The following is a 15581-nucleotide window of genomic DNA, read 5'->3' as shown; positions in this document are numbered from 1 at the left end:
TTTTATATCATTAAAAGTCACATTTTATTTTCTTTTATACAATGGTACTGAAGAACACGCTTCTCCAAACATTATGGACTTTGCAACTGGTTTTAAACGTTGAGACAGTAAAACAAGAGCATTAGAAGGTACTGGCTTATTTGAGCAACCTTTTATAATCACTGGCATATCCTTATATATTGATATATTGAGATTTGAGATTATTGCAGTATATAATACCGATTCTAAAAAATTTAAGGAACCGATGACTGTGAGCTTTGAAATATTTTGAAGTTGAATTGTAATAAGCATATAAGCCCAATCTGGTACAATAGCATCAGTAGAACAGTATAGAGCAACGTAAGAATCTTTGTATTGTGACCAATCGTGCTTAGAAACTAATTGTCTAAATTCTTTTTCGCGAAGAACTAGACCCTCTAAAAGCCAATCTTTAATATCAAATAACACACGATCTCCGGGAGGATAGTAGTCCTCTAAATCAATGACTTTAAGTTTACTATTAGCAACTCTATTTATTATTTCTTCTGCCATATTATAGCATGCCAAGCTCTAATTTAGCTTCTTCGCTCATTAAATCTTGCGTCCAGGGCGGATCAAAAGTAATTTCTACTTCTGCATCCTTCACTTCATTAATAGATTTTACTTTTTCTTCAACCTCTAAAGGTAATGTTTCTGCAACAGGACAATTTGGGGTTGTTAATGTCATTAGAATCTTAACATCATAATCTTCATTAACTAAGACATCGTAAATTAATCCTAATTCATAGATGTCTACAGGTATTTCAGGATCGTAAATAGTTTTTAATACTCTGACAATTTTATCTCCTAAAACGTTAGTATCTATAGTAACTTCGCTCATTTTAATTTAATTGTGTTTGATATGCAATAGCATACATCTTTAATTGTTTTATCATACTCACAAGGCCATTTGCTCGGGTTGGTGATAAGTGTTCTTTTAACCCGATTTTGTCAATAAAGTCTGTATTTGCTTCTATTATTGCTTTCGGGTTCTGATTAGAAAACACTCGAATGAGAATAGCTATAATACCCTTTGTGATTATGGCGTCGCTATCTGCAGTAAAATCTATTTTGTCTTCTTCCATTTTGGCATGTACCCATACTTTACTTTGACAACCTCTTATGATATGATCTTCAGTTTTATATTTTTCATCAATTAGAGGTAATGTTTTTCCAAGATCTATCATATATTGATAACGCTCTTCCCAGTCTTCAAACATAGAAAACTCATCTACAATCTCGTTTTGAATATCTTCAATAGTCATAGTCTAATTCTTTTATGTAAAATTACAAAATAGCTAGTGTTTAGCAGAATTTTCCTTGATAGATAACACTTTATTAACTAGTGCTTTTATTTCTTCAGGAGGATAACCATGATCAAATGATGGCGTCATCATTATAACATCTCCCATAAGAATTGATAATGTTGCATGCGCAGCTCCATCAAATAAGCGTTTGTCAGTTGGTGCTTTTAACTTATCAAGGCTGCCTGTGTCTATGTTTTTAAGAAGTTTTTCTAATTCCAACCAGTCAGAAGATCTACAGGTATAAGTATCAATATTTTTTAAGTTTCTATCAGAAGAAACTCTTACCTCTGCCTCAGAGACTTCTATGTACTCATAAGTTCCTCTAGATAACGCTTTATAGGTAATTATGGTTTTGGTGTAATTATCTTTAACAATATCACTTTTTGTGGTTGAAATTTCTCGACTTGGTTTAGAAGCAATGGCCTCTGTCTCTTTAGAATTTTCAACAACCTCTTTTGGCGTATTACAAGATTCTGTAAGCATTATAAGTGTTATTAAGCTAAATAAAAATTTCATATTTTTTATATTATAGATAAAGATATTACTTTTTTATAATCGAAATCTGTGCCAAAATGTAAAAAGGCGCTAAAATAGCGCCTTTTTATAATATTAAGATTAATATTAGATACCTGAAAATTCATCTCTTGCACCACCTGGAGCAAAAAGAGCACGCATTCTTGTTTTTTGACCTTCCGAAAATAATTCCATACAAACATCATCTGTATAATCCATATAATTTTCAACCATATCAATTGATCTACAGTGAGTTATTGAACCTGGGCATCCATAATTAGGACGATCAGATTTTGGTGTATCATCAACAAAATCATCTCTGTTACATCTACCATCTCCCCAAATATGACGCAAGTTTAACCAGTGACCAACTTCATGAGTTGTTGTACGTCCACCATCAAAAGGAGCTGTAGCTGTGCCAGTATCCCCAAAATATTGAGGTGAAACTACAATTCCATCGGTTGATGCATTACCACCTGGAAATTGTGCATATCCTAAAATGCCTCCACCAATATTAGCAACCCACATTGTTAAATAACCAGGTTGTGCTGGGTATACAGATTTAACGGCATTATTAGTTCCCCATGATGTAGTTGAATTTGCTCTTCTATCAATAACAGCGTCTAAAAAAGTAATTCCAACATCTGCTCCACGGTCTGCGTAAAATGCACCACTATAATTAGTGTCATTAAAATCGGCATTTAAAACATCTATTTGAGAGTTGACTTGAGCATCGGAAATATTTTGAGAATTATTTGCGTAGATCACATAGACATAAACAGGAATTTGAATCTGCCCTAATCCATCGTCCACTGGAGTTCCGCCTCCATCACCACCGTCACCACCGCCATTGCCATTGCCGTTCCCGTTCCCAGCACCATCAGGTTTTTTACTATTTATAAATCGTCTTGTATGCAATTCTGCGTTGTACATTCTTTGGTATAAGCCAGGATTATCATTAAGTTGACGGTTTAAAACCTCCATAGAACTACAGTTTTTGTTATTAGCGACTCTGTCAGCTGTTCCAGATTCTACCGGGTCAGTATAAACATAGAAATCACTCATGTCAATATTTTGTTCTTGGATTTCATCTTGACTTTGATCTTTGTTACAACCTGTAAATAGCAAAGCAATCACAGCTAAGCAAAAAATAGATTTTTTCATAAAAAATTAGTGTTTTGTTAAAATTCACTCGAAAATATTGCAAATAATTAATAATTTAACAAAAATTAACAGAAATTTTAAATTTTTTCGATAAAGTGCAAAATTAAAAAACACCCATAGAAGGTGTTTTTTAATTAAGTTACTATCAGTTAACAAATTAGATGTTATGACAGCATCATAATTGCTTTTTTTAGTGAAGCAATAAAGCTGTCGATTTCTTCTTTGGTATTATAAAACATAAAAGACGCTCTTATAGTTCCAGGAATTTTATAAAAATCCATAATAGGCTGAGCACAATGATGCCCTGTGCGCACTGCGATACCCATTTTATCTAAAATGGTACCTATATCATATGGATGTATAGTGCCGACATTAAAAGAAATTACCGATGTTTTGTTTGTTGCCGTTCCGTAAATTTTTAAATCTTCAATTTGATTTAACTGTTCGGTAGCATATTTTAAAAGTTCATTTTCGTATGCAGCTATATCTTTAAAACCAATACTATTCATATAATCTACAGCTGCACCAAAAGCAATACCACCACAAATATTTGGTGTACCTGCTTCAAACTTATGTGGTAAATCTGCATACGTTGTGTTTTCAAAAGAAACCTCAGCAATCATTTCGCCACCTCCTTGATAAGGCGGTAGTTTCTTTAACCACTCTTCTTTGCCATATAGCATACCAATACCTGTTGGACCACATATTTTATGTGCAGAACATACGTAGAAATCTACGTCTAAGGCTTGTACATCTGGTTTTAGATGAGGGCAAGATTGTGCGCCGTCTACTAATACAGCTGCACCAACTTTATGTGCTTCTTTTATTATATGCTCTATAGGATTTATGGTGCCTAAAGCATTAGATATATGATTGACAAATACAAGTTTTGTATTTTCATTAAGGAGTGAATTAAATTCTGAAACAATTAACTCACCATTTAAATTCATAGGAATAACCTTTAACGTTGCACCTGTACGTTCGCACATCATTTGCCACGGAACGATATTACTGTGATGCTCTAGTGCAGATACTAAGATTTCGTCTCCTTTCTTTAATAATGACGAAAATCCGTTTGCAACTAAATTAATACTATGGGTTGTGCCTGCTGTATAAATAATTTCGTAAGCGTGTTTGGCATTAAAATGAGTTTGAATTTTTATCCGAGCTTGTTCATAAGCATCTGTAGCTTCTTGGCTTAGGCTATGTACTCCTCTATGAATATTTGCGTTGTAATTAGTGTAGTAATCTACAATGACATCAATTACTTGCTGCGGTGTTTGTGACGTGGCAGCATTATCGAAATATATGAGGGGTTTCCCATTGACTTCACGCTGAAGGATTGGAAAATCTTTTCTTATGGATTTTATATCTAACATTTGGTATAGGTTTAGTTTTGAAATTTTAATAAAATTTCAAAAATAGATTTGAATAAAAACAGACCTATTGATATTGCTGCAACTAAAGTAATAGACATAAGTATAAGACCCTGTTTTCTTTTCATCAATAAATCAGTAATTAATCGAAATAAAAGGACAATAAGAATTAAAACTAAATAGGTGAAGGCTAAGCCCATGAAGGTTAATAAAAAGCCATCAAAAAAGCCACCAGCAGTTAAATAATATACAGACGATAATAAGACAATTACTCCTAAACAAATAAGAATTATTTTAATAAAACTCTTTATACTTATTTCTAGGATATTCATAATATAATCTACAAATCAAATCCAATATTTACACCTAATTTGTTCGCAATAATTTTAGTGATTCTATTTTTAATTTCAGGTATTTTAACCGAGTCTAAGACATTATTACTAAACGCAAACATTAATAAAGCTCTGGCTTCCTTTTCTGGTATGCCACGCGAGCGTAAATAAAACATAGCACTGTCATCTAACTGACCAATAGTACAACCGTGAGAACATTTTACATCATCTGCAAAAATTTCTAGTTGCGGTTTTGTGTTTATGCTAGCTTTATCGCTAATTAAAATATTGTTATTAGCTTGGAATGCGTTTGTTTTTTGAGCCTCTTTGTTAACAACAACCTTTCCATTAAATACACCTGTAGAACTATCATCAAAAATTCCTTTATAATCTTGATGACTTTCGCAGTTCGGTTCTATATGATGAACTAATGTATTATGATCTACATGCTGTTTATTACCAATAATTGTAATGCCTTTCATTGTAGAATCTATGCGCTCTCCATTTTGGTAGAAGTTGAGGTTATTTCTAATCAACTTACCACCGAAAGAAAAGGTATGCACTTTTGCATGACTTTCTTGCTTTTGATTTACAAAAGTATTGTCAATTAAAGACGCATTTTCGTTATCATTCTGAATTTTATAATAGTCTACAATAGCACGCTTATTGGCGAAAATTTCAGTAACACTGTTTGTTAAAACAGGATTATCCGTAAGGCTTTGATGGCGTTCTATAATCTGAACATGAGAATTTTCGTCTACTACAACTAAATTACGAGGTTGAAGCATTAAGGCTGCTTCATTTCCGGTAGAGAAATGTATAATTTGAATTGGTTTATTAACCAATTTATTCTTTGGTATATGAATATACGCTCCCTCTGCAGAAAAGGCAGTATTTAGAGATGATAATCCATCTTTAGGCGCAATTTTATTGAAATAATTTTCAATTATTAATTGATATTTAGGTTGTGTTAAAGCTGCTGACATTAAGCAAACATCTATCCCGTCATGTGTTGTTTGCGATAAATGAGAAGAGTATTTCCCATCGATGAAAATTATTTTATAAGAATCAATCTCATGAATGAAATATTTTTTTACATCTTTAAATTCAAGCGCATTTTCATGCTTCGGAAAAACACTATAATCATGTTTTAAAACTGAATTTAAGGAAGTATATTTCCAAGCTTCTTCCTTTTTTGTAGGAAAGCCTTCATTTTCAAAAGCTTTTATAGCTTCAGTTCTGATCTCGTGAACAGGTGAATCTACATTTAATGTATTTTCAAAAGCCATGAATGAGGACACTAATTTATCTTTTAAATCCATTTTGTTACTAGTCGTTTTTTGTTGGTCGTTAGTTGCTTATTTTGAACTGTGACTGAAAACTGATTTTATGCTCCTACTTCTTGTTTAATCCAATCATAACCTTTAGCCTCTAACTCATGAGCTAGTTCTGCTGTTCCGGATTTTACAATCTTTCCATTAAGTAAAACATGCACATAATCTGGCACTATGTAATCTAATAAACGTTGATAATGCGTAATAACTACGACAGCATTATCCTTAGATTTTAGCTTATTAACTCCGTTAGATACGATACGAAGTGCATCTATGTCTAATCCTGAATCTGTTTCATCTAAAATGGCTAATTTAGGCTCTAACATCGCCATCTGAAAAATTTCATTTCGCTTTTTCTCTCCACCAGAAAAACCTTCATTTAATGAGCGTGACAAAAATTTACGATCAATCTCTAACATTTCAGATTTTTCACGGATTAGTTTAAGCATATCTTTTGCTGGCATATCCTTTAAACCTTTAGCCTTACGGGTTTCGTTAATTGCTGTTTTCATAAAGTTAGTAACACTAACGCCAGGAATCTCTACAGGATATTGAAATGATAAAAACACACCCTTGTGCGCGCGTTCTTCTGCTGCTAATTCTTCAATATCTTCACCATTGAGTAAAATATTACCTTCAGTAACCTCATACTCTTCTTTCCCAGCAATTACAGAAGCTAAAGTACTTTTCCCAGAACCATTCGGTCCCATAATAGCATGTACCTCACCAGCTTTAACTTCTAAGTTAATTCCTCTTAAAATACCTTTGTCTTCTACACTTGCATGTAAGTTGTTTATTTTTAACATAGTCTTAATTTCCAAGTTTTATAACGTCTTCTTTATTGCGATTCGGTGCTTCCACCTTTAATATTTCTTTAATCTCTACGCGGTATTGCCAACCTTCTTCTGTGCCAGTTTTTTCAAACTTTCTAACTCTAACAGTCACAGGCACCATATCTGTTGGTTCTTCTTTAAATGCTTTAACCTGTTCTTCTAGTTTGTGCATGTTTTCGTCCACTACTACACCATAAATTTCTGTCGCAGTTTGAAAAACGGCTGCATCATCAAAGTAAACAAATTCACCTCTCATGGTTACAAAACCGTCATTTGCATCGTATGACTTTGAACGATTTTCTTCTAAGTTTACTTCAGTTTTAGTTTCATTTTTACATGAGGTAAAACTTAAGGTACACAATAGAACTATTAATATATTTTTTAGCATTAGTTTAGATATTTAGGATATTTTGGTAATCTATTAAAGTCAGCGGTACTGTGCTGAATGTAAACATCTGCATTTGTTTTTTTCGCTAAGTCCTCAAACAAATCCATACTCTTTAAAGTGGCATCGACATCGTAGTTAAAACTAGGAACTCCTTTACTGTCTCTATTCTCTTGAAAATGATACAAATCTCCAGTCAATAAAATATTACCAGCATCTTTTAATTTCAAAAATAAAACTTGATGACCTGGTGTATGACCTGGCATTGATTTTATAATAACAGAACCGTCCTCAAAAACATCAAAATCGCCTTTAAGAGTCTTAACCTTGGTTAGATTAGCTATTGCTGGGTAATTATCACCTTGTTTTTGTTCTTCACTTGTAATAAAATTATATTCAGTTTCTTGCACGAGCCAAGTAGCATTAGCAAACTTTGACGCCGAACCAGAGTGATCGAAATGTGTATGAGATAATGCTATATAATCGAAGTCGTCTGGTGTTAGATTTAATTGTTTTAATTGGGTTACAACAGAATCTTTACGCGATACCGTAAAAGCTCCATTTGGCGTTGTAAAAGGTTCTTGACCTACAAGTCCTTCTGCTAAACCAGCATCCCAAAGCAAACGTCCTTTAGGATGTTCTATAATATAAAATGCATCTGCAAAAGTCTTTGATTGCCCTTGATAAGTTGTGTCTTGTGAAAAAATCTGAAGCATATTCGCTTTTACTGTCCCTCCATCTAGAGTGTATAATTTAACACCGTTTACTGTTTCTGCTTCTGCCTCAGCTTTAGCATCGTTGTAACCATCTTGTACACCTTCTTTAAAATCTTTACAAGAAGTGAAACTAATGGCAAGAAGCAATATTATGAGTATATTTTTCATTTTGATGTTTTATCCTACTGATCCTTCTAAGCTAATCTCTAATAATTTTTGTGCTTCAACAGCAAATTCCATAGGTAATTTATTCAATACTTCTTTGCTAAATCCATTTACAATTAATGCAATAGCTTTTTCAGTATCGATACCACGTTGGTTGCAATAAAAGATTTGATCTTCACCAATTTTACTGGTTGTAGCCTCGTGTTCTATTTGTGCTGTTTTATTTTTAGCTTCTATATACGGAAATGTGTGTGCACCACATTCATTGCCCATTAATAAACTGTCACATTGCGAAAAATTACGTGCATTATCTGCTCGTGAACCAATCTGAACTAAACCTCTATATGAGTTTTGTGATTTGCCAGCAGAAATACCTTTAGAAATTATTGTTGACTTCGTATTCTTACCTAAGTGAATCATTTTTGTACCTGTATCTGCTTGCTGATAATTGTTAGTAACGGCAATTGAATAGAATTCACCTACAGAATTATCTCCTTTTAAAATACATGAAGGGTATTTCCATGTTACTGCAGATCCTGTTTCAACTTGTGTCCAAGATATTTTTGCATTTTTTTCACAAAGACCTCTTTTAGTTACAAAGTTATAAACTCCACCTTTACCTTCTGCAGTTCCTGGGAACCAGTTTTGTACTGTTGAGTATTTTATTTCTGCACCATCCATAGCAATCAGTTCTACAACTGCAGCATGTAATTGATTTTCCTCTCTACTTGGTGCGGTACAACCTTCTAAATAACTCACATAGCTATCTTCATCGGCAATAAGAAGTGTCCGCTCAAATTGCCCAGTACCGCCTTGGTTAATTCTGAAATAAGTTGATAATTCCATTGGGCATTTTACGCCTTTTGGGATATAACAGAACGATCCATCACTAAATACAGCCGAATTTAGAGCGGCATAGAAATTATCTTTGGTTGGTACAATTGTACCGATATATTTTTTTACAAGTTCTGGATGCTCTTTAATAGCTTCAGAAATACTCATAAAGATTATTCCCTTTTCTTCTAGCGTCTTTTTAAATGTTGTTGCCACAGAAACAGAATCCACAACGATATCCATCGCTATGTTGTTCATCTTCTTTTGCTCGTCCACTGATATACCCAACTTTTTATACATTGCTAAAAGATCAGGGTCTACATCGTCTAAAGTTTTATTAGGATCAACAGCGACGGGAGCAGAATAATAAGCAATAGCCTGAAAATCTGGTTTTTTATAATTGACATTTGCCCATTCTGGCTCAGTCATTTCTTTCCAAACTTTAAATGCATCGAGTCGCCATGCTGTCATCCATTCTGGCTCTTCTTTTTTCTTAGAAATTGCACGAACGATATCTTCATTTAAGCCTACAGGAAATGTTTCAGATTCAATATCTGTAAAAAAACCATATTCGTATTCTTTGGTTTTTAATTCTTCCCTTAAATCGTCTTCAGTATATTTTGACATCTTTATTTTTATTTTTTAAAGTGAAAAAGATTCACCACAACCACATGTACGGTTAGCATTAGGATTATTAAACACGAAACCTGTTCCGTTTAATCCACCAGAATATTCTAATGTAGTTCCTATAAGATATAAGAAACTTTTTTTGTCAACTATGATTTTTACGTCATTGTCTTCAAAAACTTTGTCCTCATCCTCCTTGGCGTTGTCAAATTTTAAGTCATAAGATAGACCAGAACAACCACCACTTTTTACACCCACTCTAACATAGTCTGTAATTGGGTTAAAGCCGTCGTCAGTCATTAACTCAACGACTTTCTTTTTAGCTGTATCAGAAACTTTTATCATAATCTTATTTAGTTTTACTCTAAATAGAGTGCAAAGATACGATATAAGTCTCTTTTTACCATATAACCTAACATTATATTAGGATATGATTTGATAGTCTTTAGTTATGGGAAATCAATTTGCATTAAGACTATTTAATCGGCGCTTGATGCTATATAATTTGTAAATCAGGCGTTGTACATCTTTACTTGGCAAAACAGTTTCTTTAAAGTTCCCTTTTTGGTCTGTTTTAATTATAGTTCCGCAATTTTGACAACATAATTTAGAAGTATAGTCAACGTAGGTTTTTATTTTAATGTAGTTATGTCCAAAAACAGCACATGGTATTACTTTGTTTAACTTTCTCATAACTTTTTCTTATTAAATGACTTAGTCCAATTTAGGTAAACGAAATCGCACAATACTTATCATAAGTCAAATTCAATTAAATTGCAGTTTGTATACTGTACATTTTGATACGATATTATCACATATAAAAATGTTTGGATATACCTATTAATTGTAACGTTTGGATATATCTATTGATTTTGACTGATCATTACTTCTGCTCAATTTTAAATAAAATTAAACTCTTAAATACTCTATTTATACAAAGAGAAATTTGGTTTGGCTTGTTGTAAATTCAAATAAAACGATCGTCGCGAGGTGGCACGAGTGTTCTTGTTAGCTAGATTATTGTAATCAAAGTTGCCTAAAAAACCTGTTGTAACTTTTTTATAACAATTTAAAGATCTAAGCTCGATTCTGCGCTCATAATTAGATTTTATTTTCACATAATTATGACCGAGCACATCGCAAGATAATGCCTTATTCGAAGTAGGTTTCATAAAAATAAATTAGGAATTAAAAGTTAGTAATTTTGTGTCGTAACAAAGTTAAAGACACTTAATTATTCGTTGAAATACATAATTTCAATAGAATATTCTTACAAAATTAGTTTTGAAAGTTAGAATTATTTATAAACGAAGGGTCAGACAATGATAATAGAAAAGCTTTTAAATCTTGTTTCTCTTGAGTTGTTAACTGCACACCTCCTTGATTTATTTGTTTCATCAATGGATCTATAGTGGCTGAATTCTGGAGTCCTTCGCTGTAATGATTTATAACGGCATCTAAAGTTGCAAATCTCCCATCGTGCATGTAAGGAGCTGTGAAAGCTAGATTTCGTAATGAAGGAGAACGAAATTTACCGTTATCATTTGGGTCTCCTGTTACGGCACCTAAACCTAGATCTTCAAATGTAGCATCCAGTCCGTTATTATGAAAATCATTATCTGTCCAAAGTGGATTATTAGGATTTCCGTGACAATGAAAACAATCACCTTTATCTTCTCTTAGAAAAATATCTAAACCATTTAATTCTTCAGCCGATAACGTCACTTCTCCTAGAGAATATCTATCAAATTTTGAATTTGCGGATATTAAAGTACGCTCAAATTGCGCAAGAGCTTTTGTGGTTAATTCTTTTGTAATAGTTGGTGTTTTAAAAGCAAGATTAAATAACTCTGGATATTCTGGGTGATTTTGAAGTCTTTCAACTACAGCATCCCAATCACTGTGCATTTCTATAGGGTTTTGAACAGGTTCTTCAGCTTGACGCTCTAAGCTTAACTCTTTACCATCCCAAGCAAAACGCTCGCTATAATTCCATGCTAAATTAAATAGTGGCATTGAGTTTCTATTTCCTGCTATACCATCAACACCTATGCTTGTAGCAGAATTATCTGAAAATGCAGTTTGTGGAGAGTGGCAAGACGCACAAGCTTTTGTGCCATTACTAGATAAAATTCTATCAAAAAAAAGGCGTTTACCTAAAGCAATTCCTTCAATAGTTTGAGGATTATCGTTAGGAATTATAGGTGCAACTATATTATCTAAAAACAACTCTGGGATGTTTAAAGGTTGTGATGTAGGTTCGTAAGCTGTATCTTCATTTGAGCAATTCAAACAAAGTAAAAAAACAATACAGATATGTAACTTTCGTAATTGCATTTAGTTATCGATGGATTCTGAGACTAAACCTAAACTGAAAACGCTTTGGCCATTTTCATACATCATAATTTGTGCCGATGAATTAGGCATTAGCATTTGGTTGAGTGTGTTTAAGTCCCAAATATTAGGGCTTTTAAACCATTCTGCTAAATTAACTTTCACTTCAATTTGAGAATTATTGGTAACTGCTATAGGGCCTAAGTTAACAGTGAAAAATGTGTCTTGAGGAAAAGTGGGATTTGCACCAGGATTATCTACAGCTCTAATAGCATGATAATTAAAACCTTGTTCGTTAGCGTTTGTATCTAAATATTTTCCATCAAACTGCATATAGTGATAACCTCCACCGAGCATGTCTGGTACATTAAAAGATGCGGAGTTTAAATCTAGATAATTTTCAGCATTATCTTCATTATCCAAGCCAAATGTAAAAGACACATTAGTATAATTTCCTATAGGGATTTGTGTATCGATCATATAACTGAGACCATTAGAATTAGTAAGATCTACTAAATTATAACCGTCTAGAACTAGTTCTTCTCCAGATGTAGATCTAAATGTTATGTCTGATATAACATAGCGTAGTCTTTCAATACTAAGTATTTCACCATTTTCGTTAGTGAATTGGATATTATTAAAATCTGAACTTGTAACCGATTGAGAATTCCAGTTATGGGTGAAATTAAAAGTAGGTGATACTTGAGTAACTATTTCTACACCATCAGTATCACTGCAGGAGCTTAATGTAAAGACTAATACTAAAACTAAGTTAGTGAGTCTTAAGCTATTTTTTGTTCTTTTCATCCTTACTCTAGTCAATTTTTATTATTAACAAATCAGTAAAACCTTTATTTTCAATAATATCACCATCATTACTTACAGTGTCACCAATAGCAATTATAGAACGGTCATTCAATTCCGCAATCCCGTATGCAAAATCTATATTTGAACCTCCCACTGCAGTTTCCCAAAGTAAATTACCATCGTTATCTACTTTCAGAACCCAAGCATCGTTTTGACCTTTATTTTCTTCTACATCTATATCATTACTTCGAGAACTTCCAGTAATTAAGAATCCATTATCTTGAGTGCTTGTAATAGATCGCCCAACATCAAAGTTTGAGCCTCCAAAGGTCTTCTCCCAAATTAAATCTCCATTTGGTGTAATTTTTATAAGCCACAAATCTGCTGCGCCTTTATGTGTTGAAACGTCATTATCACTGCTTCTAGTATCACCAGCAATAATATAATTTCCATCTCCTGAGTTAACAATTCCTCTAGCTTCATCAATCTGGCTGCCACCAAATGATTTTTCCCAAACTAAATCTCCCAAAGAAGAAATTTTAATTACCCAAAAATCATAAGTGCCTTTATTATTTGCTATATCAGTATCTTCACTGTCTGAGCCTCCGACAATAATAAATCCATTATCATTAGTTTGAACAACTCCTTCTGGAGTATCTGTAAAGTTTCCACCAAAGTAACGACTCCATTCTATAGTACCCGAAGCATCTAATTTTAGCGCCCAGTAATCTCCACCAGCGTGTCTGTTAGCATTTCGAGATGTATTACCCTCTCCACCAGAAGCAGTAACGTCTAAAACGCCAGTAATTAAATAGCCTTGGTCATCTGTTTGAATTATTGAAGTACCCGAATCTGCACCTTGAAAACCATACGATTTCTGCCAAATTATATTGCCATTGATATCTAATTTTGCCAACCAATAATCTTGCAAACCTGCATTGTTTGTGACATCACTATCGCTGCTAAAACTAAAGCCTAAAATAGCGTAACCACCATCTTGCGTTTGTATAATAGAACTTCCTCTTTCATCTAATGAACCTCCATACGTTTTTTGCCATTGTAAGTCGTCTTTTGCGTCAAATTTTAGAACCCAGTAGTCAAAACTTTCATCTTGCTTATCGGAAATATCACCATCATTACTTTGAGTAAAACCTAAAATAACATAGCCTCCGTCAGTTGTAGCTACAATGGATTGTGCGCTATCATTGTTTGTTCCTCCAAGAGTTTTTACAAAGGTTATTTTACCTTGGTCAGAATTACGGGAATTGTCATCAGTACTACAATTACATAATAAAAGTAGCAGCCCAATATGGTAGAAATAAGGAATTTTTTTGATTTGCATAATATTAGTTTGGTCTCACAATAAACAAACCGCCATCTATATCACTGACTACAATATTACCACTTTCAAAAAATGGATATATATTCCAAGCTCCATTAAAAGCCGTATTGTCATTTGGCACATAGGTATCAAAAAATCCAGTTTCTGTCATTACCCCAGCGCTAATATTAGAAATGTCAATAGCTCTAAGTCCTGCTGTATAATTTGCTACATAGAATGTATTACCTACAACGTAACCATTATGGTCTATGGCTGCAGTAGGCCCTAAATAATTCATATGAAACATAGGATTGTCGAGATCTGTAAAATCAAAAACAATGGTTCGTGAGTTTAATCCAAAATTAATTTCATCAATTTCATCACCTAACAAGAAATACTCCATATTCTCAGTAAACCAACCTTGATGTGTGTATCCAATATTAGCATATCCCATTGTAGAAATCTGAATAGGATTAGCTTTATCGCTAACGTCTACAATAACAATTTCATTTTCATTACTTCCTATTAATATTTCTTTGCCAATATGGTCAGGGTCAGGACCGTTATAAGTAACGACTTGTGCATCATGCGAATAAGAATCATCAGCATAGCCTCCAGCAGCAATCGGTGCAGTTGGATTTTGTATATTAATAAAATGTGGACCACCGTTAAAGGTGTCTGAGCCTACAGCATAAGCAAAACCACTATCTTCATTAATAACTAAATTGTGCGCGCGGCCAAACTCTGTGTATAAGGCATCTGCAGTAAATGTTTCTGGAGGGTTGGTAACATTTCTTAAACGTGTTAAGTCAAAAACTTGCATGCCATGTCCAGGTGCTTCACTTACAATAAATGCATGATCGTTAAATGTCTTAATATCTCGCCAAGGGCTTGGCGAAGTAGCAGTAGCAAGTCTACCTAATAAAATAGGGTTGGCAGCATTTGTCATATCAACAAAAGCTGTACCGAATGTTGTACAAACTAAAGCGTATTCTTTTCCGGTTGTTGGGTCTGTCCATCCCCAAGAATCATTACCCTCTGCGCCAGAACCACCTAAAACACTATTAGGAATATGGCTCATTAAATCAAAACCGCTACATGGGTTACCGTCTGCCATTCCATTAATACAAGGAAACTGAGGCACTATTGTTTCATCATCGCACGGGTTGCCTATACCATCTCCATCATCATCTGCTTGATTTGGATTTGGAAATGTTGGGCAATTATCATCACTATCTAAAATGCCATCATCGTCATCGTCATCATCGCAAGCGTCACCAAGTCCATCTCCATCAGTGTCTAGTTGATCAATATTTGATACTAGTGGACAATTGTCATTTTCATCAAAAAATTCATCGTTATCTGTGTCTATATTACGATCGCCATCATCATCGTCAGAACAACTAAAGCATGCGATAAATAGGCACAAGAAAAAAAGCCTAAGTATAGCGTTTAGGGGTTGTAATTTCATAATCTTTTTTTAGCAATTTACGTTAAATTTAAATTATGAAATTT

18 protein-coding genes are annotated in these 15581 nt (G+C 33.6%); all 18 read right to left on the bottom strand.

The window, feature by feature from the left end:
• Positions 1 to 24 precede the first annotated feature (24 nt).
• Complete coding sequence (locus tag ACFWU4_RS01485; protein ID WP_411124164.1) at positions 25 to 531, bottom strand: DUF2480 family protein; 507 nt, start codon at positions 529 to 531, stop codon at positions 25 to 27.
• 1 nt (position 532) lies between these two features.
• Complete coding sequence (locus tag ACFWU4_RS01480) at positions 533 to 859, bottom strand: DUF59 domain-containing protein (protein ID WP_411124162.1); 327 nt, start codon at positions 857 to 859, stop codon at positions 533 to 535.
• A gap of 1 nt (position 860) precedes the next feature.
• Positions 861 to 1283 (bottom strand): SufE family protein, encoded by a 423-nt coding sequence (locus tag ACFWU4_RS01475; RefSeq protein WP_411124160.1) that lies wholly within the window; start codon positions 1281 to 1283, stop codon positions 861 to 863.
• A gap of 33 nt (positions 1284 to 1316) precedes the next feature.
• The gene (locus ACFWU4_RS01470) at positions 1317 to 1841 is read right to left on the bottom strand and encodes a hypothetical protein (protein WP_411124158.1); all 525 of its coding nucleotides are present in this window, start codon (positions 1839 to 1841) and stop codon (positions 1317 to 1319) included.
• Positions 1842 to 1946: 105 nt separating this feature from the next.
• Entirely contained in the window at positions 1947 to 3002 is a 1056-nt protein-coding gene (locus ACFWU4_RS01465) for a M43 family zinc metalloprotease (protein WP_411124156.1), read from the bottom strand.
• A 164-nt stretch (positions 3003 to 3166) separates the two neighbouring features.
• Positions 3167 to 4381 (bottom strand): aminotransferase class V-fold PLP-dependent enzyme, encoded by a 1215-nt coding sequence (locus ACFWU4_RS01460; protein WP_411124154.1) that lies wholly within the window; start codon positions 4379 to 4381, stop codon positions 3167 to 3169.
• Positions 4382 to 4392: 11 nt separating this feature from the next.
• Positions 4393 to 4710, bottom strand: coding sequence for a hypothetical protein (locus tag ACFWU4_RS01455; protein WP_411124152.1), 318 nt, complete (start codon positions 4708 to 4710; stop codon positions 4393 to 4395).
• Between the two features lie 8 nt (positions 4711 to 4718).
• Positions 4719 to 6032: a Fe-S cluster assembly protein SufD gene (gene sufD / locus ACFWU4_RS01450; protein WP_411124150.1), complete on the bottom strand. Its 1314-nt coding sequence runs from the start codon at positions 6030 to 6032 to the stop codon at positions 4719 to 4721.
• 65 nt (positions 6033 to 6097) lie between these two features.
• A complete protein-coding gene (gene sufC / locus ACFWU4_RS01445) occupies positions 6098 to 6850 on the bottom strand; it encodes a Fe-S cluster assembly ATPase SufC (RefSeq protein WP_411124148.1) in 753 nt (250 codons plus the stop codon).
• Positions 6851 to 6854: 4 nt separating this feature from the next.
• Positions 6855 to 7265 carry a hypothetical protein gene (locus ACFWU4_RS01440; RefSeq protein ID WP_411124146.1) on the bottom strand — a complete coding sequence of 137 codons (411 nt, stop codon included), beginning with the start codon at positions 7263 to 7265 and terminating at the stop codon, positions 6855 to 6857.
• Positions 7265 to 8146: an N-acyl homoserine lactonase family protein gene (locus ACFWU4_RS01435; RefSeq protein WP_411124145.1), complete on the bottom strand. Its 882-nt coding sequence runs from the start codon at positions 8144 to 8146 to the stop codon at positions 7265 to 7267. Before ACFWU4_RS01435 ends, ACFWU4_RS01440 begins: the two co-directional genes overlap by 1 nt.
• A 9-nt stretch (positions 8147 to 8155) precedes the next feature.
• A complete protein-coding gene (gene sufB / locus ACFWU4_RS01430) occupies positions 8156 to 9604 on the bottom strand; it encodes a Fe-S cluster assembly protein SufB (protein WP_411124144.1) in 1449 nt (482 codons plus the stop codon).
• 15 nt (positions 9605 to 9619) lie between these two features.
• Positions 9620 to 9949 (bottom strand): HesB/IscA family protein, encoded by a 330-nt coding sequence (locus tag ACFWU4_RS01425; protein ID WP_411124142.1) that lies wholly within the window; start codon positions 9947 to 9949, stop codon positions 9620 to 9622.
• A 114-nt stretch (positions 9950 to 10063) separates the two neighbouring features.
• Positions 10064 to 10297, bottom strand: coding sequence for a hypothetical protein (locus ACFWU4_RS01420; protein WP_411124140.1), 234 nt, complete (start codon positions 10295 to 10297; stop codon positions 10064 to 10066).
• A gap of 585 nt (positions 10298 to 10882) precedes the next feature.
• A complete protein-coding gene (locus tag ACFWU4_RS01415; RefSeq protein ID WP_411124138.1) occupies positions 10883 to 11896 on the bottom strand; it encodes a cytochrome-c peroxidase in 1014 nt (337 codons plus the stop codon).
• Between the two features lie 45 nt (positions 11897 to 11941).
• Positions 11942 to 12745 carry an MbnP family protein gene (locus ACFWU4_RS01410; RefSeq protein ID WP_411124136.1) on the bottom strand — a complete coding sequence of 268 codons (804 nt, stop codon included), beginning with the start codon at positions 12743 to 12745 and terminating at the stop codon, positions 11942 to 11944.
• 7 nt (positions 12746 to 12752) lie between these two features.
• Entirely contained in the window at positions 12753 to 14087 is a 1335-nt protein-coding gene (locus tag ACFWU4_RS01405; protein ID WP_411124134.1) for a hypothetical protein, read from the bottom strand.
• 4 nt (positions 14088 to 14091) lie between these two features.
• Positions 14092 to 15537: a choice-of-anchor B family protein gene (locus ACFWU4_RS01400; protein ID WP_411124132.1), complete on the bottom strand. Its 1446-nt coding sequence runs from the start codon at positions 15535 to 15537 to the stop codon at positions 14092 to 14094.
• Between the last annotated feature and the right edge of the window lie 44 nt (positions 15538 to 15581).

Source organism: Winogradskyella sp. PE311 (assembly GCF_046545555.1).
Lineage (GTDB): Bacteria > Bacteroidota > Bacteroidia > Flavobacteriales > Flavobacteriaceae > Winogradskyella.
This window is presented reverse-complemented; position numbering and strand designations above follow the sequence as displayed.